Origin of the sequence: Nocardioides sp. Root122 (assembly GCF_001425025.1) — a bacterium.
Lineage (GTDB): Bacteria > Actinomycetota > Actinomycetes > Propionibacteriales > Nocardioidaceae > Nocardioides.
The window spans coordinates 232,980-253,838 of sequence record NZ_LMDE01000009.1 but is presented as its reverse complement, the minus strand read 5'-3'; the positions used below and the strand labels follow the sequence as shown (position 1 = coordinate 253,838).

Annotated in this window: 20 protein-coding genes; 3 read left to right on the top strand and 17 right to left on the bottom strand. The window is 71.3% G+C overall.

All coding sequences use genetic code 11. The features are described from left to right. Positions 1–35: 35 nt before the first annotated feature. The 12 genes from nuoK to ASC64_RS08455 all read right to left on the bottom strand — a co-directional run bounded on the left by nuoK (position 36) and on the right by ASC64_RS08455 (position 11,562). The gene (gene nuoK, locus ASC64_RS08510; RefSeq protein ID WP_056907095.1) at positions 36–329 is read right to left on the bottom strand and encodes an NADH-quinone oxidoreductase subunit NuoK; all 294 of its coding nucleotides are present in this window, start codon (positions 327–329) and stop codon (positions 36–38) included. Continuing rightward, on the bottom strand, positions 326–1,156 hold the full coding sequence (locus ASC64_RS08505; RefSeq protein ID WP_056907094.1) for an NADH-quinone oxidoreductase subunit J: 831 nt from the start codon (positions 1,154–1,156) through the stop codon (positions 326–328). Before ASC64_RS08505 ends, nuoK begins: the two co-directional genes overlap by 4 nt. Further along, on the bottom strand, positions 1,153–1,722 hold the full coding sequence (gene nuoI / locus ASC64_RS08500) for an NADH-quinone oxidoreductase subunit NuoI (RefSeq protein WP_056907093.1): 570 nt from the start codon (positions 1,720–1,722) through the stop codon (positions 1,153–1,155). The genes ASC64_RS08505 and nuoI overlap by 4 nt, the downstream gene beginning before the upstream one ends. Further along, a complete protein-coding gene (nuoH, locus tag ASC64_RS08495; protein ID WP_056907092.1) occupies positions 1,715–3,061 on the bottom strand; it encodes an NADH-quinone oxidoreductase subunit NuoH in 1,347 nt (448 codons plus the stop codon). The genes nuoI and nuoH overlap by 8 nt, the downstream gene beginning before the upstream one ends. Continuing rightward, positions 3,061–5,514: an NADH-quinone oxidoreductase subunit G gene (locus ASC64_RS08490; RefSeq protein ID WP_056907091.1), complete on the bottom strand. Its 2,454-nt coding sequence runs from the start codon at positions 5,512–5,514 to the stop codon at positions 3,061–3,063. Before ASC64_RS08490 ends, nuoH begins: the two co-directional genes overlap by 1 nt. After that, positions 5,511–6,821 (bottom strand): NADH-quinone oxidoreductase subunit NuoF, encoded by a 1,311-nt coding sequence (nuoF, locus tag ASC64_RS08485; RefSeq protein ID WP_056907090.1) that lies wholly within the window; start codon positions 6,819–6,821, stop codon positions 5,511–5,513. The genes ASC64_RS08490 and nuoF overlap by 4 nt, the downstream gene beginning before the upstream one ends. After that, on the bottom strand, positions 6,818–7,465 hold the full coding sequence (gene nuoE / locus ASC64_RS08480; RefSeq protein WP_056907089.1) for an NADH-quinone oxidoreductase subunit NuoE: 648 nt from the start codon (positions 7,463–7,465) through the stop codon (positions 6,818–6,820). The genes nuoF and nuoE overlap by 4 nt, the downstream gene beginning before the upstream one ends. After that, a complete protein-coding gene (locus ASC64_RS08475; protein ID WP_056907088.1) occupies positions 7,462–8,802 on the bottom strand; it encodes an NADH-quinone oxidoreductase subunit D in 1,341 nt (446 codons plus the stop codon). The genes nuoE and ASC64_RS08475 overlap by 4 nt, the downstream gene beginning before the upstream one ends. Then, positions 8,802–9,476, bottom strand: coding sequence for an NADH-quinone oxidoreductase subunit C (locus ASC64_RS08470; RefSeq protein ID WP_056907241.1), 675 nt, complete (start codon positions 9,474–9,476; stop codon positions 8,802–8,804). The genes ASC64_RS08475 and ASC64_RS08470 overlap by 1 nt, the downstream gene beginning before the upstream one ends. A 128-nt stretch (positions 9,477–9,604) precedes the next feature. After that, the gene (locus ASC64_RS08465) at positions 9,605–10,159 is read right to left on the bottom strand and encodes a NuoB/complex I 20 kDa subunit family protein (protein ID WP_056907087.1); all 555 of its coding nucleotides are present in this window, start codon (positions 10,157–10,159) and stop codon (positions 9,605–9,607) included. Positions 10,160–10,291: 132 nt separating this feature from the next. After that, the gene (locus ASC64_RS08460; RefSeq protein ID WP_056907086.1) at positions 10,292–10,651 is read right to left on the bottom strand and encodes an NADH-quinone oxidoreductase subunit A; all 360 of its coding nucleotides are present in this window, start codon (positions 10,649–10,651) and stop codon (positions 10,292–10,294) included. Positions 10,652–10,872: 221 nt separating this feature from the next. Next, positions 10,873–11,562: a demethylmenaquinone methyltransferase gene (locus ASC64_RS08455; RefSeq protein ID WP_056907240.1), complete on the bottom strand. Its 690-nt coding sequence runs from the start codon at positions 11,560–11,562 to the stop codon at positions 10,873–10,875. 102 nt (positions 11,563–11,664) lie between these two features. On the opposite strand from ASC64_RS08455, the gene ASC64_RS08445 reads away from it, so the two are divergent. Then, the gene (locus ASC64_RS08445; RefSeq protein WP_156385095.1) at positions 11,665–12,672 is read left to right on the top strand and encodes a L,D-transpeptidase family protein; all 1,008 of its coding nucleotides are present in this window, start codon (positions 11,665–11,667) and stop codon (positions 12,670–12,672) included. 9 nt (positions 12,673–12,681) lie between these two features. On the opposite strand, the gene ASC64_RS08440 is transcribed toward ASC64_RS08445, so the two are convergent. Further along, positions 12,682–13,857 carry an AMP-binding protein gene (locus tag ASC64_RS08440; protein ID WP_162245780.1) on the bottom strand — a complete coding sequence of 392 codons (1,176 nt, stop codon included), beginning with the start codon at positions 13,855–13,857 and terminating at the stop codon, positions 12,682–12,684. Between the two features lie 119 nt (positions 13,858–13,976). Here ASC64_RS08440 and ASC64_RS08435 point away from each other — a divergent pair, with 119 nt between their 5' ends. Then, positions 13,977–15,230: an isochorismate synthase gene (locus ASC64_RS08435; protein ID WP_056907083.1), complete on the top strand. Its 1,254-nt coding sequence runs from the start codon at positions 13,977–13,979 to the stop codon at positions 15,228–15,230. A gap of 13 nt (positions 15,231–15,243) precedes the next feature. Here ASC64_RS08435 and ASC64_RS08430 read toward each other — a convergent pair whose 3' ends face one another. Next, entirely contained in the window at positions 15,244–15,879 is a 636-nt protein-coding gene (locus ASC64_RS08430; protein ID WP_056907082.1) for an MBL fold metallo-hydrolase, read from the bottom strand. Between the two features lie 148 nt (positions 15,880–16,027). Between ASC64_RS08430 and ASC64_RS08425 the strand changes: the two genes are divergently transcribed. Further along, positions 16,028–17,227: a glycoside hydrolase family 16 protein gene (locus ASC64_RS08425; protein ID WP_082550302.1), complete on the top strand. Its 1,200-nt coding sequence runs from the start codon at positions 16,028–16,030 to the stop codon at positions 17,225–17,227. Positions 17,228–17,281: 54 nt separating this feature from the next. On the opposite strand, the gene menD is transcribed toward ASC64_RS08425, so the two are convergent. From menD to ASC64_RS08410, 3 genes are read right to left on the bottom strand one after another with little or no spacing between them, the layout of a single operon-like run. Continuing rightward, on the bottom strand, positions 17,282–18,889 hold the full coding sequence (gene menD, locus ASC64_RS08420) for a 2-succinyl-5-enolpyruvyl-6-hydroxy-3-cyclohexene-1-carboxylic-acid synthase (RefSeq protein ID WP_056907080.1): 1,608 nt from the start codon (positions 18,887–18,889) through the stop codon (positions 17,282–17,284). Then, positions 18,886–19,827: an o-succinylbenzoate synthase gene (locus ASC64_RS08415; protein WP_056907079.1), complete on the bottom strand. Its 942-nt coding sequence runs from the start codon at positions 19,825–19,827 to the stop codon at positions 18,886–18,888. Before ASC64_RS08415 ends, menD begins: the two co-directional genes overlap by 4 nt. Continuing rightward, a complete protein-coding gene (locus ASC64_RS08410; protein WP_235563601.1) occupies positions 19,827–20,846 on the bottom strand; it encodes an AMP-binding protein in 1,020 nt (339 codons plus the stop codon). Before ASC64_RS08410 ends, ASC64_RS08415 begins: the two co-directional genes overlap by 1 nt. Positions 20,847–20,859: the final 13 nt, after the last annotated feature.

Genomic DNA, 20,859 nt, shown 5'->3' with positions numbered 1-20,859 from the left:
GGACTGAGTGGGACAACAGGTTCACGAGCTCTCCCTCAGTACTTCAGCAGGCTGGCGTCGTCGACCGAGGCCGAGCGTCGGGTGCGGAAGATGGTCATGATGATCGCGAGTCCGATGACGACCTCGGCCGCAGCCACCACCATCACGAAGAAGGCGGTGATCTGGCCGTCGAGGTTGCCGTGCTGGCGCGCGAACGCGACGAACGCGAGGTTGCAGGCGTTGAGCATCAGCTCGACGCACATGAACACCACGATGGCGTTGCGGCGGGTGAGCACACCCACGCAGCCGATCGTGAACAGGATCGCCGAGAGGACGACGTACTGGGTCACTTCTCGTCCTCCTCGGTGGACGCAGGCGTGCCGGCCTTGCCGGACGTCTCGGGCATGGTGGCGGGGTCGCTGTGCCCGTCGAGGCCGCCGAGCTGACGACGTACGTCGTCGATGTCGTCGGCCATCGCAGGGGCGGAGCGCACGGTGCCACGGGCGGCGAGCACCCGCGAGACCGACGACTCGGCGGCGGTGCCGTCGGGCAGCAGTGCCGGGGTGTCGACCGCGTTGTGGCGGGCGTAGACGCCCGGCGACGGCAGCGGGCCGAGGTGCTTGCCGTGGTCGGCGTAGTCGCGCAGGCGCTGGGCGGCGAGGTCGGCCTGGGTCGCCTTCGGCGTGAGCCGCTCGCGGTGGGCGAGCACCATCGCGCCGAGCGCCGCGGTGATCAGCAGCGCGCTGGTGGCCTCGAAGGCGAAGACGTACTTGCTGAACAGGATGTTGGCGATGGCCGGGACGTTGCCGCCCTCGTTGGCCGCGTCGAGACCGACGACGGTGCCGAGGGTGACCTGACCGAGGCCGACCACCAGGACCGCGCCGAACACCAGGCCGAGCACGACCGCCATGGCCCGCTGGCCGCGGATCGTCTCCACGACCGAGTCGGAGGCATCGACTCCGATCAACATCATCACGAAGAGGAACAGCATCAAGATGGCGCCGGTGTAGACGATGATCTGCACGGCGAAGAGGAACGGCGCGTCCAGCACGGCGTAGAGGAACGCCAGGCTGATCATCACCACCGCGAGCAGCAGGGCGGCGTGCACTGCCTTGCGCACGAACAGGATGCCGAGCGCGGCGGCCACCATGATCGGGGCGAGGAGCCAGAACGTCATCGAGTCGTCCCCCTGTAGTAGTCGCCCTCGTCGTCGCCGAGCCGCATCGGGTGCGGCGGCTGCTCCATGCCGGGCAGCAGCGGCGCGAGGAGGTCGGACTTCTCGTAGATCAGGTCGGCACGGTTGTTGTCGGCCAGCTCGTACTCGTTGGTCATCGTCAGCGCGCGCGTCGGGCAGGCCTCGATGCAGAGCCCGCACAGGATGCAGCGCAGGTAGTTGATCTGGTAGACGCGGCCGTAGCGCTCGCCGGGGCTGAAGCGCTGGCTGTTGCCCTCGGCGTCCGGGGCGTCACTGTTCGACGCACCCTCGACGTAGATCGCGTCGGCCGGGCAGGCCCATGCGCACAGCTCGCAGCCGATGCACTTCTCCAGACCGTCGGGCCAGCGGTTGAGCTGGTGCCGGCCGTGGAAGCGGGGCGCCGTCGGGAGCTTCTCGAAGGGGTACTGCTCGGTGACGACCTTCTTGAACATCGTCCGGAAGGTGACCCCGAACCCGGCGATGGGGTCCCAGAGGCTCTCCTTGATGCCCCTCGAGTCCTTGGCGGAATCCTTCTGGGACTCACTCATGGTGCTGGTTCTCCTCCGCTGCAGCGGTGACGGTGGTGCGGCCCCCCGGCGAGTGGGCGAACGACAGTGGCGCTGCGCCACCGCGTACGGCGCCGCCGGCAGGCATCGGCGGGACGGGGAAGCCGCCCGCGAACGCGTCGTGCGGCTCGTCGGTCGCCCCGGCCCCGGTGTCGTCGCCCTTGCCCTTGGTGTCGCCGACGAACATGAGCGCGACGGTGAGCACCAGCAGGACCGCGATGGCAGCGACGAGGTAGGTGCGGTTGATGTCGCCCTCGAGCGAGATCACCCGGATGGTGGCGACGGCCACGATCCAGGCCAGCGAGACCGGGATCAGGACCTTCCAGCCGAGCGCCATGAACTGGTCGTAGCGCATGCGCGGAAGCGAGCCTCGCAGCCAGACGAACAGGAAGACGAAGATGAAGACCTTGCCGAAGAACCACAGGAGCGGCCAGTAGCCGCTGTTGGCGCCGTCCCAGACGTTCTCGATGCCCCACGGGGCGGCCCAGCCGCCGAGGAAGAGCGTGGTCGCGATCGCGGACACGGTGGCCAGGTTGATGTACTCGGCGAGGAAGAACAGGGCGAACTTCAGGCTGGAGTACTCGGTGTGGAAGCCGCCGACCAGCTCACCCTCGGCCTCCGGGAGGTCGAACGGGGCGCGGTTGGTCTCGCCGACCATCGAGATCACGTAGATCACGAAGGACGGCATCAGGATCAGGCCGAACCACAGCTTGTCCTGGGCCGCGACGATCTCCGACGTCGACATCGAGCCGGCGTAGAGGAAGACCGCCACCAGCGCGAGACCCATCGCGACCTCGTAGGAGATCATCTGGGCGCTCGAGCGCAGGCCGCCGAGCAGGGAGTACGTCGACCCCGAGGACCAGCCGCCGAGCACGATGCCGTAGATGCCGATCGAGGCGATCGCCATCACGAAGAGCACGGCGACCGGCATGTCGGTGAGCTGCAGCGGGGTGCGGTGGCCGAAGAAGTTGACCTCGGGACCGAACGGGATCACCGCCCAGGTGATGAACGCGGGCACGGTCGCGATGACCGGCGCGATCAGGAAGACGACCTTGTCGGCGGCCTTCGGGACGATGTCCTCCTTCAGCGCCAGCTTCACACCGTCGGCCAGCGACTGCAGCAGGCCGAACGGTCCGTGGACGTTGGGGCCGACGCGGTGCTGCATGCGGGCCACGACGCGACGCTCGAACCAGATGTTGAAGAGCGTGAGCAGCACGAGGACGACGAAGATGAACAGCGCCTTGAGCGCGATGACCCACCACGGGTCCTGACCGAACTGGGTCAGGCTCGCGTCGGGCAGGTCGGCGGCGAGGATGCGCATCAGTTGGCTCCCTTCACGGACACCGGGCTGCCGGGTGAGGCGAGCTCGGCCAGGACGCCCCGACCGAAGGACCGGGCCGGGACCCAGACCACGTCGTCGGGCAGGTCGGCGACCTCGACGGGCAGCGTCACGCTGCCCCGGTCGCCGGTGAGGGTCGCGGTGACGAGCCCGTCGGCGCCCCCGTCGATCATGCCGAACAGCGCGTCGTAGGACGCCTGGCTCATGCGGGCGACCGGACGGCGGGCGGTGGCACGCAGGTGCTCCTCGCCGTCCTGCATCGCGCCGAGGTCGATCAGCTGCTTCCAGGTCGCGAGCGCCATGCTCGTGCCCTTGGCGCCGGACCGGGCCTTCGGCGCACGCGGCGCCTTGCCGGCGTCGAGCGAGGGACGGGCGCCGTCCCACGGGCCCAGCGCCTCCATCTCGGCGCGCACCTCGGCGACCGTGCGGAAGCCGAGCGGGCGGCCCAGCTCCTCGGCGATGCCGGCCAGGACGCGCAGGTCGGGCAGCGACGAGGGGTTGGTGAAGACCGCCTCGAAGGAGCGCGCCCGACCGTCCCAGGTCACGAACGTGCCGGCCTTGTCGGCGACCGGGGCGACCGGCAGCACGACATCGGCCACGCGGGTCACGTCCGTCTCGCGCAGCTCGAGGCTGACCACGAAGCCGGCGGCGGCGAGCGCGGCGCGGAACGCTGCTGGATCGCTGGTGTCGTCGGGGTCGACGCCACCGACGACGAGTCCGCCCAGGTCCCCCTTGGCGAGCGCGGCGACCACTGCGTCGCCGTCACGGCCGGCCTTCGCAGGCAGGGAGTCAACACCCCAGGCGACGCCCACGTCGACGCGCGCGGTGGTGTCGGCCACCGGACGCCCACCGGGCAGCAGGTTGGGCAGCGCGCCGGCCTCGACGGCACCTCGGTCGCCGGCCCGGCGCGGCACCCAGGCCAGCCGGGCACCGGTGGTCGCCGCCAGGTCGGCAGCGGCCGCGAGGGCACCGTGCGTGCCGGCGAGCCGCTCACCCACGAGGATGACGGCGTCCTTGGTCACGCCGTGCTCGGCGTCCTTGAGGGACCCGATGACCTCGACCTCGTCGCCGGGAGCGGCGGGGATGAGGCGTCCGTTCATCTTGCGCAGGCCGCGCGAGGTGTAGGGCGCCACGGACACGACCTGCGTACGGCCACGGCGGGCCGCCTTGCGCAGGCGCAGGAAGATCGTGGCCGCCTCGTCCTCGGGCTCGAGCCCGAGGAGGACCACCACCGGGGCGGCCTCGAGGTCGGCATAGGTCACGTCACCGGACAGCGCGACGTGCGAGGCCAGGAAGCTGGCCTCCTCGGCGGTGTGCGGCCGGGCCCGGAAGTCGACGTCGTTGGTGCCGAGGGCGACCCGGGCGAACTTGGCGTAGGCGTAGGCGTCCTCGGCGGTCAGTCGGCCACCGGTGAGCACCGCGGCGGCCCCGGCCGCGCGGAGCCCGCGGGCCGCGACGGCGAACGCCTCGGGCCACGAGGCCGGGCGGAGCTCGCCCCGTTCGCCGTTGGGCAGAGCCTCGCGGACCTGGGGGTAGGTGATGCGGTCGTCGACCTGCGCGTAGCGGAACGCGAAGCGGTCCTTGTCGCTGATCCACTCCTCGTTGACCTCGGGGTCGTTGCCGGCGAGGCGACGCATCACCTTGCCGCGACGGTGGTCGATGCGGATCGCGGCGCCGCAGGCGTCGTGCTCGGCCACGCCGGGCGTGGAGACCAGGTCGAAGGGACGCGAGCGGAAGCGGTAGTCGGCCGAGGTCAGCGCGCCGACCGGGCAGATCTGGATGGTGTTGCCGGAGAAGTAGCTCTCGAAGGGCTCACGCTCGTAGATGGCGACCTGCTGGAGCGCGCCGCGCTCGGCGAGGGCGATGAACGGGTCACCGGCGACCTGCTCGGAGAAGCGGGTGCAGCGCGCGCACAGCACGCAGCGCTCGCGGTCGAGCAGCACCTGCGCCGAGATGTTGATCGGCTTGGGGAAGGTGCGCTTGATGCCACCGTTGCTGGAGAAGCGGCTCTCGCCGCGACCGTTGCTCATCGCCTGGTTCTGCAGCGGGCACTCGCCACCCTTGTCGCAGACCGGGCAGTCGAGCGGGTGGTTGATCAGCAGGAACTCCATGATGCCCTGCTGGGCCTTGTCGGCCACCTCGCTGGTCGCCTGGGTGTTGACGACCATGCCCTCGGCGACCGGCAGCGTGCAGGAGGCCTGCGGCTTGGGGAAGCCGCGGCCGTTGCCGGCGTCGGGGATGTCGACCAGGCACTGGCGGCACGCGCCGACCGGGTCGAGCAGCGGGTGGTCGCAGAAGCGCGGGATCTGTACGCCGACCTGCTCGGCGGCGCGGATCACCAGGGTGTCCTTCGGGACACTGACCTGGACGCCGTCGATGGTCAGGGTGACCAGGTCGGTGTCGCGCTTCTCCGGCGCCTTGTCGGTGGCCGTCATGCTTCAGCTCCCACGGGTGCGAAGGCGGTCGAGGCGGCGGGGTCGAACGGGCAGCCGCCGTGCGTCAGGTGGGCGAGGTACTCGTCACGGAAGTGCTGGATCGAGCTCGAGATCGGGCTGGTGGCGCCGTCTCCCAGCGCACAGAACGCCCGGCCCAGGATGTTGTCGCACTGGTCGAGCAGCAGCTCGAGGTCGTCCTCGCTCCCCTGCCCCTTCTCCAGCCGCGCCATGGTCTGGGTGAGCCACCACGTGCCCTCACGGCACGGGGTGCACTTGCCACACGACTCGTGCTTGTAGAACTCCGTCCAGCGCAGCACCGCGCGCACGACGCAGGTGGTCTCGTCGAAGATCTGCAGCGCGCGGGTGCCGAGCATCGAGCCGGCCGCTCCGACGGACTCGAAGTCGAGCGGGACGTCGAGGTGCTCGGGGGTCAGCAGCGGCGTGCTCGAGCCACCAGGGGTCCAGAACTTCAGCTCGTGGCCCTCGCGGATGCCGCCCGCGAGGTCGAGCAGCTGGCGCAGCGTGATGCCCAGCGGGGCTTCGTACTGGCCGGGGTTCTGCACGTGCCCGGAGAGGCTGAAGATGCCGTAGCCCTTCGACTTCTCGGTGCCCATCGAGGCGAACCAGGTCGCGCCGTGGTTGATGATGCTCGGGACCGAGGCGATCGACTCGACGTTGTTGATCACGGTCGGGCTGGCGTAGAGGCCGGCGACCGCGGGGAACGGCGGGCGCAGGCGCGGCTGGCCGCGGCGACCCTCGAGGCCCTCGAGGAGGGCGGTCTCCTCGCCGCAGATGTAGGCGCCGGCACCGGCGTGCACGACCAGGTCCAGGTCGTAGCCCGAGCCGTGGATGTTCTTGCCGAGGTGGCCGGCGAGGTAGGCCTCCTGCACCGCGCGCTGCAGGCGGCGGATCACGTGGAGGACCTCACCGCGGACGTAGATGAACGCGGTGTTGGCGCGGATGGCGTAGGACGACACGATGACGCCCTCGACCAGCGTGTGCGGGCTGGCCATCATCAGCGGGATGTCCTTGCAGGTGCCCGGCTCGGACTCGTCCGCGTTGACGACGAGGTACTTGGGCCGGGGGTTGTCCTGGGGGATGAAGCCCCACTTCATGCCCGTCGGGAAGCCGGCGCCGCCGCGGCCGCGCAGGCCGGACTCCTTGACGGCGTTGATCACGTCGTCGGGTGCCATCGCGAAGGCCTTGTCGAGGGCGGAGTAGCCACCGCGCTCCTCGTACGACGCCAGGGTCCAGGCGCGCTCGGCGTCCCAGTTGTCCGTGAGGACCGGGGTCAGTGTGTCTGTCACTTCTCTCCCTCCGGAGCCGTCCAGCCCTTCTCACGCGCGATCTTCAGCCCGACCAGCGAGGCCGGTCCGGCCGCCGGTCCCTCGTCGGCGCGGTCGTCGGGGAAGCCGGCGAGCACGCGCTCGGCCTCGCGCCAGGTGCACAGCCGCGGGCCGCGGGTGGAGTGGACCTCCTTGCCCGCGCGCAGGTCGTCGACGACCTGGACGGCGGACTCGGGGGTCTGGTTGTCCATGAACTCCCAGTTGACCATCATCACCGGGGCGTAGTCGCAGGCCGCGTTGCACTCGACGTGCTCGAGGGTGATCGTGCCGTCCTCGGTCGTCTCGTCGTTGCCGACGTCGAGGTGCTCCTTGAGCCGCTCGAAGATCAGGTCGCCGCCCATCACCGCGCAGAGCGTGTTGGTGCAGACGCCGACGTGGTAGTCGCCGACCGGCCTGCGCTTGTACATCGTGTAGAACGTCGCCACGCCGTTGACGTCGGCGGCGCTGATCCCGAGGATCTCCGCGCACGCCTCGATGCCCTCGGGGGTGATCCGGCCCTCCACCGACTGCACGAGGTGCAGCATCGGGAGCAGGCCGGAGCGCGCCTCGGGGTAGCGGGCCGCGATCTCGCGCAGCTCGCCCCAGGTCTTCTCGTCGAGACTCATCGGTCGACTCCTCCCATCACGGGGTCGATGGAGGCGATGGCGACGATGACGTCGGCGACCATGCCGCCCTCGCTCATCACGCTCGTCGCCTGCAGGTTGGTGAACGACGGGTCGCGGAAGTGCGCACGGAACGGACGCGTGCCACCGTCGGAGACGACGTGGGCGCCCAGCTCGCCGCGGGGCGACTCGATGGGGACGTAGGCCTGTCCGGCCGGGACCCGGAAGCCCTCGGTGACCAGCTTGAAGTGGTGGATCAGCGCCTCCATCGACTCCCCCATGATGTGGCGGATGTGGTCGAGGCTGTTGCCCATGCCGTCGCTGCCGATGGCGAGCTGGCTGGGCCAGGCGATCTTCTTGTCGCCCACCATGACCGGGGCACCCTCGAGGCCGGCCAGGCGGTCGGCGCACTGCTCGACGATCTTCAGCGACTCCCACATCTCGTTGAGGCGGATGCGGAAGCGGCCGTAGGAGTCCGCGGTGTCCCAGGTCTGGACCTCGAAGTCGTAGTCCTCGTAGCCGCAGTAGGGCTGGGTCTTGCGCAGGTCCCAGGCGTAGCCGGTGGAGCGGAGCACCGGGCCGGTGAGGCCGAGGGCCATGCAGCCGGCGAGGTCGAGGTGGCCGACGCCCTCGAGACGACCCTTGAAGATCGGGTTGGCGTTGCAGAGCGCGGCGTACTCGGGCAGTCGCTTCTTCATCAGGGCGATGAAGTCGCGGATCTCGTCGAGGGCGCCGGGCGGCAGGTCCTGTGCGACACCACCGGGGCGGATGAACGCGTGGTTCATGCGCAGGCCGGTGATCAGCTCGAACAGGTCGAGGACCAGCTCGCGCTCGCGGAAGCCGATGGTCATCACGGTCAGGGCGCCGATCTCCATGCCGCCCGTGGCGATCGCCACGAGGTGCGAGGACATCCGGTTGAGCTCCATCAGGAGCACGCGCATGACCTGCGCCTTCTCCGGGATGTCGTCCTCGATGTCGAGGAGGCGCTCGACGCCGAGGACGTAGGTCGCCTCGTTGTAGAACGGCGAGAGGTAGTCCATCCGCGTGCAGAACGTGACGCCCTGCACCCAGGAGCGGTACTCCATGTTCTTCTCGATGCCGGTGTGGAGGTAGCCGATGCCGCAGCGGGCCTCGGTGACCGTCTCACCCTCCAGCTCGAGGATCAGGCGCAGCACACCGTGGGTCGAGGGGTGCTGCGGCCCCATGTTGACCACGACACGTTCCTCGGCGGACTCGCCGATGCTCTGGGTGACCGAGTCCCAGTCCTGGCCGGTGACGGTGAAGACGCGGCCCTGGCTCGTGTCGCCGGGAGCGGCGTAGAAGTCCTGTTCAGTGGTCATCAGTTGTACGACCTTCGCTGATCGGGCGGCGGGATGCTCCCGCCCTTGTACTCCACGGGGATGCCCCCGAGGGGGTAGTCCTTGCGCTGCGGGTGGCCCGGCCAGTCGTCCGGCATCAGGACCCGGGTCAGAGCGGGGTGACCGTCGAAGATCAGCCCGAACATGTCGTAGGTCTCCCGCTCGTGCCAGTCGAGCGTCGGGTAGATGCTCACCAGGCTGGGGACGTGCGGGTCGCTGTCCGGCACGGACACCTCGACGCGGATCCGCCGGTTGTGGGTCATCGACGTCAGGTGGTAGACGGCGTGGAGCTCGCGGCCGGTGTCCTCGGGGTAGTGCACCCCGCTGACGCCCGCGCAGAACTCGAAGCGCAGCGCCTCGTCGTCGCGCAGCATCTGCGCGACGAACGGCAGGTCCTCGCGGCGCACGTGGAAGGTGATCTCGCCGCGGTGGACCACGACGCTCTCGATGGCCGAGGTCAGCTCGGTCGCCTCGAGGCGCGCCTCCAGGGCGTCGGAGACCTCGTCGAACCAGCCGCCGTAGGGGCGGGCCGACGGGGTGGGGAACATCGTGGCGCTGACGAGGCCGCCGTAGCCGGAGGTGTCACCGGTGCCCGTGACGCCGAACATGCCGCGTCGCTCGCCGACGGCGCGCACCTCGCCGGTGGGCGCGGGCACGTTGACCGGCGACTGCTCGGGCGCGGGCTGCTCGACGCCGGTGCCCGTGCCGGTCTCGTCCTTCGCGGTCTCGAGGTTGCGCTCCTCGGCAGGACGGGCCGACTCGTTCTTGTCGCTCTTGTCGTCGCTCACCGCAGCAGGCCCTTCATCTCCGAGGTCGGCAGGGCACGCAGCGCGGAGGTCTCGAGCTCGGCGATCTCGTTGCGGCGGTTGGCGCCGAGCTTGGTGTGCTGGACCTGGTCGTGGAGCTTGAGGATCGCGTCGATGAGCATCTCCGGGCGCGGCGGGCAGCCGGGGAGGTACATGTCGACGGGGACGACGTGGTCGACGCCCTGGACGATGGCGTAGTTGTTGAACATGCCGCCCGACGAGGCGCACACGCCCATCGCCAGCACCCACTTGGGCTCCGGCATCTGGTCGTAGATCTGGCGCAGGACCGGGGCCATCTTCTGGCTCACGCGGCCGGCCACGATCATCAGGTCGGCCTGGCGCGGGCTGGCCCGGAAGACCTCCATGCCGAACCGGCCGAGGTCGTACTTGGGACCGCCGGTGGTCATCATCTCGATGGCGCAGCAGGCCAGCCCGAAGGTCGCGGGCCAGAACGACGCCTTGCGCATGTAGCCGGCGACACCCTCGACCGTGGTGAGCAGGACGCCCGAAGGCAGCTTCTCCTCGAGTCCCATGTCAGATCTCCTTCTGAGGGTCGTGAGGTGCATGCAGTGCCAAGGCGGAGGAGGGAAGGCGACCTTCAGCGGAGCGCAGCGGAGCGGTCGTCGACCGACGACAACGCGGGCAATGTGCGTGCATCACGGGCCTCAGTCCCAGTCCAGTCCGCCGCGGCGCCAGACGTAGGCGTAGGCCACGAACACAGTTGCGATGAAGAGGACCATCTCGACGAGGCCGAACAGGCGCATCGCGTCGAAGTGGACGGCCCACGGGTAGAGGAAGATGATCTCGATGTCGAAGACGATGAAGAGCATCGCGGTGATGAAGTACTTCACCGGGAACCGCCCGCCGCCGACCGGCTGCGGCGTCGGCTCGATGCCGCACTCGTAGGAGTCGAGCTTCGCCCGGTTGTAGCGCTTCGGGCCGATGAAGGCACTCATGATCACGGAGAAGACCGCGAAACCGGTCGCGATCAGTGCCAGCGCGAGGATCGGCGTGTAGAGCTCCATCGCTTCCCTTCCGGTGGACCTGCGCCCGAGTCGGGTGGAGACATGTGACTTTGTGAATGTCTTCACGAGTGGCGCGGGCCACAGTCTAGGACTCCCGTGCGCGATGCGTCACCTCGGGGTGCGGACCGTCGTTTGCGGCCCTGACCTGCGCATTTAAGCCATGGGGGCGTGCGCTAATTCGTCGCCGCGCGGTGCCGCAGCGTCCGCGACGAGGGACGCGCTCAGGCGGTCGCGCGGTGCAGCGCGACGATGCCGCCGGTGAGGTTGCGCCACTCGGGGCGCTGCCAGCCGGCCTCCGCGATCATCGAAGCGAGACCCTGCTGGTCCGGCCAGGCGCGGATCGACTCGGCGAGGTAGACGTAGGCGTCGCTGGCGCTGGCGGTGACCGAGGCGATCCTCGGCAGGGTCCGCATGAAGCCGTCGAGGTAGACGGTGCGGAACGCGGCGTTGGTGGGGCGGCTGAACTCGCACACCACCAGGCGCCCACCGGGACGCGTCACGCGCAGCATCTCCTTCAGCCCCGCGACCGGGTCGACGAAGTTGCGCAGGCCGTAGGAGATCGTCACCGCGTCAAAGGTGTCGTCGAGGAACGGCAGCCGCGTGCCGTCGCCGGCCACGAAGGGCAGCGAGGGACGGTCCTTCTTGCCCTGCCGGAGCATCCCGACGGAGAAGTCGCACGGCACCGCCGTGGCGCCGTGGGTGAGGAACGGCTCGCTCGAGCAGCCGGTGCCGGCCGCGAGGTCGAGCACGAGGTCGCCGCGCTGCGGGTCGACCGCGGCGACCATCGACCGGCGCCAGCTGCGCTGGATGCCAGCCGTCATCAGGTCGTTGGTCAGGTCGTAGCGCTTGGCCACGGTGTCGAACATGCGACGTACGTCGGTCGGTTGCTTGTCCAGGTCAGCGCGGGCCACGCGGCGAGCGTAGGCGTCCACTGCACGGGTCGCGCAACCCAGGGGTGTCCCCGTGCGTCCCTATGATCACCAGCAGATGGCAGTCCCCGGGGGAGGATCCACATGTCACGCCACCGCACGCTCACGCTCGTCCTCGCACTCCTGTGCGCCCTGACCGGCGTCACCGGCCTCACCGGTCCCGCCGGCGCGGCCTCGGGACCGTCGGCCCAGGCGGCCTCCCGGGTCGCCTTCGCGCCGATGCGGCTCGGCGACACCGGCTGGCGGGTCCGCCAGCTGCAGAGCCGGCTGCACCAGCTCGACCTCCACTCCGAGGTCGTCACCAGCCGCTTCGACGCCGAGACCCGCTCCGGCGTGGCGACCTTCCAGCGCCGCCGCGGGTGGCGCGCCGACGGCGTCGTCGACCGGCGCACGTGGGAGAAGATCGTCGCCCGCACGACCGAGCCCACGTCCGAGGCGCTGCACAACGTCTACACGCCCGGTCCGGCGCTGCTCCAGCGCGGCGACGCGGGCATGTGGGTGCGGCAGGTGCAGGCCCGCCTCAAGCAGGTCCGCTGGTACGACGGCCGGGTGACCGGTCGCTACGGCGCATCGACGGTGAAGGCCGTGAAGGGCTTCCAGGCCAAGCGCAGGATCCCGGTGACCGGCCAGGTCGACCGTCGTACGCTCTCGCGGCTCACGGGGATGACGCGGCAGCCGACGAAGGCCGAGCTGTTCAACGTCGTGCCGACCGGCCCGGCCCTCGACCCGCGCTGCGCGACCGGGCGCGCGATGTGCGTCGACAAGACGTCCCGCTCGTTGCGCTGGGTGGTGGACGGGGTGGTCCTCAGGACCGTCGAGGTCCGCTTCGGGTCCGACGAGCTGCCGACCCGCGAGGGCGCCTTCGCGGTCTTCAGGAAGTCGCGCGACCACGTCTCGAGCCTCTACGGCACCTCGATGCCGTTCGCGATGTTCTTCTCCGGCGGGCAGGCGGTGCACTACTCCCCCGACTTCGCCGCCAACGGCTACGCCGGGGCCTCGCACGGCTGCGTCAACGTGCGCGACCGGGTCGCCGTGGAGTGGCTCTTCGACCAGGTCAGGCTCGGAGACAAGGTGATCGTCTACCGCTCCTGACCGCGGCGCCTACGACCCGGACAGGGTGAAGGCCGAGTCGAGGCCGGTGCGACCGCCGCGACGCGGCAGCGCGGCGTCCGGGGCCTCGAGGGCGGGAGCGGCCGGGGCGGCCACGACCGTGTGCTCGCGGGCCAGGTCGAGCTTGACCGCGGGGTGGTGCGCGATGCGTCCGATCCGGAAGCCCAGCGTGGTGGCCAGGCCGCTGACGGTGCGGTTGACACGGGTGTCGAGGACGAGCACGCGCAACCGTCCGCCCCACCAGGGCACCAGGGCGGAGACGTCGGCCGCGAGCTTCTTCGTGCGGGAGCTCAGCCTCGCCTCGGCGACCCGGGCGGACGTGGCCTCCAGGACCTCCTGGGGGGTCTCGTGCCACGGCTCGCCGTCGATCCGTCCCGCGACCATGAGGTCCTCGAGGAGCCGCGCCGTGAGGTGGTCGAGGAGCACGTGGGTCGGGGAGTACGCCGCCAGCGCGGCCTCGAGCTCCTCGGGGTGCTCCACCCAGACCAGCAGGCAGCCGGCGGTGAGGTGGGCGTCGCGCACGACCGTGGTGAACCGGTCGGTGGCCTCGCCGGTGAGGAGCACGACGTCGTCGGCGACCAGGTCGGTGAGCGTGCCCGAGGACTCGGGGCGGAAGAGCCAGGCCTGGCTCTTCTCCCGCGGGAGGCCCAGCACGGCGCTCGACGGCACGTCGGCGCGCGCTGCGTCGACCCAGCGGAGCAGGTCGGGCTGGCGCTTGCGACGGTCGAGCCCCATGCCGCGCAGCCGCTCCCACGAGCGGTCGTCGCACTCGAAGAGCTGGGCGTCCATCAGCCCGGCGCGACGCAGCAGGACCAGCCGGCTCTCGTGGTCGACGATGACGAGGCGGACCTCGATCTCGTCGAGGAGGCGGCCCACCTCGTGGGGGTCCAGGTGCTCGGGCAGCAGGAGCGGCACGGCACCGGCGACCCGGGTGGCGAGCTCGAGCTCGATCTGGCGGATGCCGGCCGGCACCCGGATGACCACGACCTGCCCCGGGTTGACCCCGGCCTCGATCATGCCGGCGGCGCCGTCGATGACCCGGCGGTAGAGCTCGTTCCAGGTCAGCGAGGCCCACGAGCCGCCGCGCTGCTCAGCGACCGCGACCTCCAGCGCACGGCTGCGCGCGTGACGCTCCAAGCGCGTGAGCGGCGATTCGTGAACAGGCACTTGCGGGCTCCTCCGTGCGTCGTGTACCGCCGCAACGTAGGTGATGCACGTCGCTCCTGTTCGCGGTTTGCCGATCTCCGTTCACGGAGGCCGCGATCCCCGGCGTAGGCTCCCCCCTCGTGACGACCCCCGCGTCCGCCTCCGCCCAGGGAGCGACCCCGCCGCTCATCGTGCGCACCGTCCCGGTCGACCTGGCGGACGTCCCCCTCCTCGACCTCCTGCCCGAGCAGGCGCCGGTCAGCTGGCTGCGCCGCGGCGAGGGCCTGGTCGGCTGGGGCGTCGCGGCGCGGCTCGAGACCGCAGGCCCCGCGCGGTTCAGCGACGCGGTGAAGTGGTGGTCGGAGACCGTGGCCCGCGCCGAGGTCGACGACCGCGTCGGCGAGCCCGGCACCGGGCTGGTGTGCTTCGGCGCCTTCGCCTTCGCCGATGAGCCCGGCGACTCCGTGCTGGTCATCCCCCAGGTCGTGGTCGGCCGCCGCGGCGACCGGACCTGGCTCACCACCGTCTCGGTGGAGGCACCCGCGCTGGCGCCCACGTCGGCACCGCGGCCGCCCGTGGGCCTCACCTTCTCCGACGGGGCCCGCAACGGAGAGGAGTGGATGTCCGTCGTCGCCGACGCGGTCTCCCGGATCGCGGCGGGCGACCTCGAGAAGGTCGTGCTCGCGCGTGACCTCTACGCCGCGACCGACGAGCCGCTCGACGTCCGCTGGCCGCTGCGCCGCCTCGCCGAGCAGTACGAGATGTGCTGGACCTTCCACGTCGACGGCATCTTCGGCGCGACGCCCGAGATGCTGGTGCGCCGCGAGCGGGGGCTGGTCACCTCCCGCGTGCTGGCCGGCACCATCCGGCGCACGGGTGACGACGAGCGCGACCTGGCCCTGGCCGCCACGCTCGCCCGCTCGTCGAAGGACCTCGAGGAGCACGAGTACGCCGTCCGCTCCGTCGCCGACGCGCTCGAGCCCCACTGCTCGTCGATGAACGTCCCCGAGGCGCCGTTCGTGCTGCACCTCCCCAACGTGATGCACCTGGCGACCGACGTGAACGGCGTCGTCCACGACGTCGCGACCTCGCTCCAGCTCGCGGAGTCGCTGCACCCCTCGGCCGCCGTGGGTGGCACGCCGACCCCCGCCGCGACCCGGCTGATCGCCGAGATCGAGGGCATGCCCCGCGACCGCTACGCCGGCCCGGTCGGCTGGATGGACGCCTCGGGCGACGGCGAGTGGGGCATCGCGCTGCGCTCGGCCATGGTCACCGAGGGCGGCGTACGCCTCTTCGCCGGCTGCGGCATCGTCGCCAGCTCCGACCCGGAGGCCGAGCTGGCCGAGTCGCAGGCGAAGTTCGTCCCGGTGCGCGACGCGCTCGAGGCCGGCTGAGCCGAGCGACCTCCTACAGGTCCTGGCCCGGCTCGCGCCGCTCGAAGGCCAGGCCCTCGGGGAGCAGGTTGCCCATGTGGGTGGCCACCATGTCGAGCCCGATGTCGCTGTAGACCCGGTCGTGGATCGCCAGAGACGTCGGTGCCGCGACCTCGCGGACGAAGTCGACGGCCTCGGACAGCTTGAGCCACGGCGCGCTGACCGGTGCGAGGAGCACGTCGACCGCCCGCGGCGGCGGCGTGAGCGCGTCACCGGGGTGGTAGAGCCCACGCCCACCGGCCTCGAGGAGGTAGCCGGAGTTGTCGAAGCGGTCGTAGTCGGGGTGGATCACCGCGTGCTTCTCGCCGACGACCTCCACCGAGACGCCGGAAACCTCGAGCCGGTCGCCCGGGCGCACCACCGTGACGCGCTCGGCCACCTCGGGCGCCTCCTCGCGCAGCCGGCGCTCGACCGCGGCGATGGTCCAGATCGGCGCATCGCTGCCGCGGAGGTGGTCGGGATGGACGTGGTCGGCGTGCTCGTGGGTGATCAGCACGGCGTCGGCGCCGTCGAGGGCAGCGGCGTCGGTGAACACCCCGGGATCGAGGACGAGGGTGCGCCCGTCGTGCTCGACCCGCACACAGGCATGCCCGAACTTGGTGATGCGCATGCACCCCAGACTATGCCTCCGGATCCCAGGACGAGTTCGCCTGTCGAATGCGTGACGGGTGGGGTGCGAGGTTAGGGTGGTGCAGCCTCCGACTGGGTGGAGTGCCCTGGGGGAAACACCAATCGCACCCGAGACGAAGAGAGTTCACATGTCTGCACGCCGCGTGCTAGCAGGCAGCGTTGCCGCGCTGCTCCTGCCCGCGTCAATGCTGTTGTCGACCGAGTCTGGCTCCGCCACCGATTCCGCGGCGCAGTCCGCGTCGACGTCGGTGCGCCAGAAGGCCGGCCAGAAGATCTCGCTGGAGGTGCTTCCCCAGATCGTCCAGCAGGGCAAGCGCACCGCCAGCGCCAACAGCGCCAAGGCCGCCGTCACCGCCACCATCAAGCCTGTGAAGGTCGGCCGCAAGGTCGTCCTCGAGCAGCTCAACGGCTCGTCGTGGAAGAAGGTCAGCACGGCCAAGCAGGAGAAGTCCGGCCGCGCCAGCTTCGCCGCCGCCGTCTCCAAGGGCGGCCAGCCGCTCACCTACCGCGTCACCGCCCAGAAGTACAAGGGCCTCAAGAAGGTCACCAGCACCAGCGCCGACACGGCGCAGTGGCTGACCCCGACCTTCTCCGACGAGTTCTCGGGCAGCACCCTCAACCCTGTGTGGAGCATGCGCGGTCAGGACTACGAGCCGACGAGCAAGCGCTACTGCTCCAAGGGCGACCCGTCGGCCGTCAAGGTCACCGGTGGCGCCCTGCGCCTCAGCGTCCTCAAGGACAAGTCGCGCTCGGGCAAGTGCCTCGCGAAGTCCCGCAAGCTGAAGAAGAAGATCTCCTACCGCGTCAACGGCCACATCGGCTCGCGCGACGGCTTCACCTTCAAGTACGGCGTCGCCGCCGCACGCGTCAAGATGCAGAAGGCGCAGGGCCAGCACGCCAGCTTCTGGCTGCAGCCCGTCGGGGAGAACCACCCCGGCAGCGACGGTCACGAGATCGACGTGATCGAGTACTTCGGCGACAAGCACCCGCAGGGTGGCCTGACGAGCTTCATCCACTGGTACAAGGGCAAGCGCCTGATCAAGACCGGCTCGTGGATCAAGGACTCGAAGTCGTTCCTGAAGAACAAGAAGGACGGCTGGTCGAAGAACTACCACGTGTTCTCGGTCCAGTGGACCCCGAAGTCGATCATCTTCCGCATCGACGGCAAGGAGACCTGGCGCACGTCGGCCCGCGTGTCCAAGACCGAGCAGTACCTCATCCTCAGCCTCCTCGCCTCGGACTACGAGGCGCTGGAGATGAAGGACTCCAAGCTGCCGCAGCACATGTACGTCGACTGGGTGCGCGTGTGGGAGACCCCCGCCTCCTGACGCACAGCAGCTGAACGCACCACCAGGTCCGCGCGCTGGTCCGCTCCCCTGATCTCAGGGAAGGGCCAGCGCGCGGATTCTTTTGTCCAGGTCGCCGCGGTTGTCGCGGCGCACGCGGGCCTCGACGACCTCGATGCCGCCGTTGGGCGAGGTCAGCGCGTGCTGCAGCTCGGGCAGGCTGGTGACCCGCAGGTGCGGGACGCGCGCGGCGGCGCAGAGGCTGGCGAGGTCCACGCCGTGCGGGGTGCCGAAGAGCGTGTCGAAGCGGTCGGCGTACGCCGGCGCGCCCTGCTCGAGCGTGGCGAAGATCGAGCCGCCGTCGTCGTTGACCACGACGATCGTCAGGTCCGGGCGCTCCTCGCGCGGCCCGAGGAAGAGCCCCGTCGTGTCGTGCAGGAAGGTCACGTCGCCCATCAGCGCGAGCGCGCGCGACGACCGCGGACGTCCGAGCGCGGCTCCGATCGCGGAGCTGATCGTGCCGTCGATGCCCGCGAGCCCCCGGTTGGCGACGACCTTGCGCCGGCCACCGACGTCGTAGGGGGCGACGGTCAGGTCGAGGTCGCGGACCGGGTTGCTGGCGCCGACGAACAGCAGGCCACCGGGCGGCAGCGCCGCACTGACGGCACCCGCCACCTCGTACGGCGTCAGGTCGGCCTCGGCGGCCAGCAGCGCGTCGAGGTCGCGCGAGACGCGGCGGTCGGCCTCGTGCCACGCGGCGGACCACGCAGGGTCGTCCGGGCCGCTCACGTCGACCCGGTCGACCTCGCGCACGACGGGGAACGGCCGCTCGGACCAGGCGCCGCGGTGGCGTGCCGAGACCACCTCGACGTCGGCGCGGGCGAGGAGCCGCGAGATGGGTCGGGAGAGCGTCGGGTGGCCGAAGACCACGGCTCGCTCGACCTGCGCGCCCAGCTCACCCCCGAGCAACAGCCGATAGGTCCGGATGACGCTGTCGCCCGTCCGGCAGCCGCTCGACGGCTCGGCCAGCAGCGGCCACCCCGCCTTCTCGGCGAGGACACGGGCCGGCGGGCCGGCGTCGTCCCCCGCGACCACGACGGTGCGGGGACCGGGGTCGAGGACGACCCGCTCCGGGGCTGCGCCGACCGCCGGGGCGGGCCAGTCCGGCGCCTCTCCCCCGTCCCAGCCGCCATTGTCCGGGAGCAGCGGCTCGTCGAGCTGGAGGTTGAGGTGCACCGGCCGACGGTGGTCGTGGCTGCGCACGAAGGCGAGCAGCTCGTCGAGGTCTGCCGCGGCGACGTCGAGGGTGGGGGCGAAGGTCCCGAAGATGCCGTCCTGGTGGGTGGTCTGGTTGGCGCCGGTGCCCCGCATCCGGGCCGGCCGGTCGGCGGTGACGACGACGAGCGGCACCCCGGCGTGCGCCGCCTCGACCACGGCGGGCAGCAGGTTGGCCACGGCCGTGCCGGACGTGCACGTGACGGCCGCCGGACGCCCACCCACCTTCGCCAGGCCGAGGGCCAGGAAGCCGGCCGTGCGCTCGTCGATCCGGGTGTGCAACCGCAGGCCCCCGGCCTGCGCGGCGTCGTAGAGCGCGAACGACAGGGGCGCGTTGCGTGACCCGGGCGCGACGACGACCTCGCGCACGGCCGAGCCGCGGAGTGCCGTGACCGCCGCGCGGGCGAGCTCGGTGGAGGGGTTGCTCACGAGTCCCGATCCTGCCGTACGCCGTCGAGCCGACGGCGCCAGTGGTCGACCCGGTCCGGAGCGGCAGCGAGCCGGGCGAGCGCGGCCTCGTCGACGACGGGACGGCCGACAGGCAGCATGCCGTCGACCGGGAGCAGCGGGTCCACCACCACGTCGTCGGTGAGCAGCTGCACCGTGGCCAGTCCGCACGCGTGGTGGAGCTCGGGCAGCGCGGCCGCGAGCGCCACGCCCGCAGCGATCCCGACGCTGGACTCCACCGCGCTGGACACCACCACCGGCATGCCGATGTCCTCCGCGATCCGCAGGCACGCGCGCACGCCGCCGAGCGGCTGCACCTTGAGCACCGCGATGTCGGCGGCCTCGAGGTCGCGCACGCGGTAGGGGTCCTCGGCGCGGCGGATCGACTCGTCGGCCGCGACCGGGACCGCGACCCGGCGGCGTACGACGGCGAGGTCCTCGACGCTCGCGACCGGCTGCTCGACGTACTCGAGCCCGCCGGCGGCGCGGTCGAGGGCGGCGATGGCGGTGACCGCCTCGTCGACGTCCCAGCCGCCGTTGGCGTCCACCCGGACCAGCCCGTCGGGACCGATCGCGTCGCGGACCGCCTCCAGCCGCGCGAGGTCGTCGGCCAGTGCCTGGCCGCGCTCGGCGACCTTGACCTTGGCGGTCCGGCAGCCGCCGGCGCGCACGATGTCGTGGGCCCGCTGGGGGTCGGTCGCCGGGACGGTGACGTTGACCGGGACCCGGTCGCGCAACGGCTCCGGCCACCCGACGTCGGCGGCCTCGCGGGCGCAGGCGAGCCACGGTCGCGCGACGTCGTCGTCGTACTCGAGGAAGGGCGACCACTCACCCCAGCCGGCGTCGCCGCGCAGCAGCACGCCCTCGCGCACGGTGATGCCGCGGAACCGGATCCGCAGCGGGATCGAGAAGACGTGCATCACAGCGCCGCCCTGAGGGCCTGCTGGTCGACCTTGCCGTTGCCCAGGCGCGGGAGCGCCTCGACCCGGACGAACTGCCGCGGTGCCCACGACCGGGGGTGGACCAGGCCGACCCAGTCGCGGAGGTCGGGGTCGGCCACGGTGCCCACCACGACGGCGACGACGCGCTGCCCCCACTCCGGGTCCGGCACGCCGAGGACCTCGGCGTCCACGACGAGCGGGTGCTCGCGCAGCCGCTCCGCCACCGCCGGGACGGCGACCTTCACGCCCCCGCTGATCACCACGTCGTCGATGCGGCCGGTGACCTGCAGCCGGCCGGTCTCGTCGAGGCGGCCGGTGTCGGAGGTCAGGAACCACCCGTCGACGAGGCACTGCGCGGTGAGCTGCGGGTCGCCGTCGTAGTGGCTGAAGAGCGTCGGCCCGCCGATCCGCACCCGGTCGGTGTCGTCGACGGTCACCTCGACCCCGTCGAGCGGCCGGCCGTCGTAGACGCACCCGCCGGCGGTCTCGGAGGAGCCGTAGGTGACGACGACGCGGACGCCGGTGTCCTCGGCCCGCCGGCGCAGCCGGGCGTCGAGCCCGCCACCGCCGACCAGGACCGTGTGCAGGCGGGTGAGCGCCGGAAGCTGGTCGGGGTCGCCGAGGAGGCGGTGCAGCTGCGTGGGGACGAGGGAGAGGAAGAGCGGGGTGTCGGTGCGGTGGTCCGCGGCTGCGCGCGCGATGCCGAGGCCGTCGACGACGAGCGGATCGTGGCCGGCCAGGAGGGACCGGACGATGACCTGCACCCCGGCGACGTACGACGACGGCAGGGCGAGGAGCCACCGGCCGGAGGCCTGCAGCCGCCGGGCGGACGACTCGGCACTGGCGACCACGGCGTCGCGGCTCAGCACCACGCCCTTCGGCCGACCGGTCGAGCCCGAGGTCTCGATGAGCAGTGGGGCCGGATCGTCGGCGTCCAGCCACCGCGCCAGCTGCCGGATCGCGACCGAGGGCTCGTCGGAGGGCCGCAGGAAACTCACGCGACCCACGCTA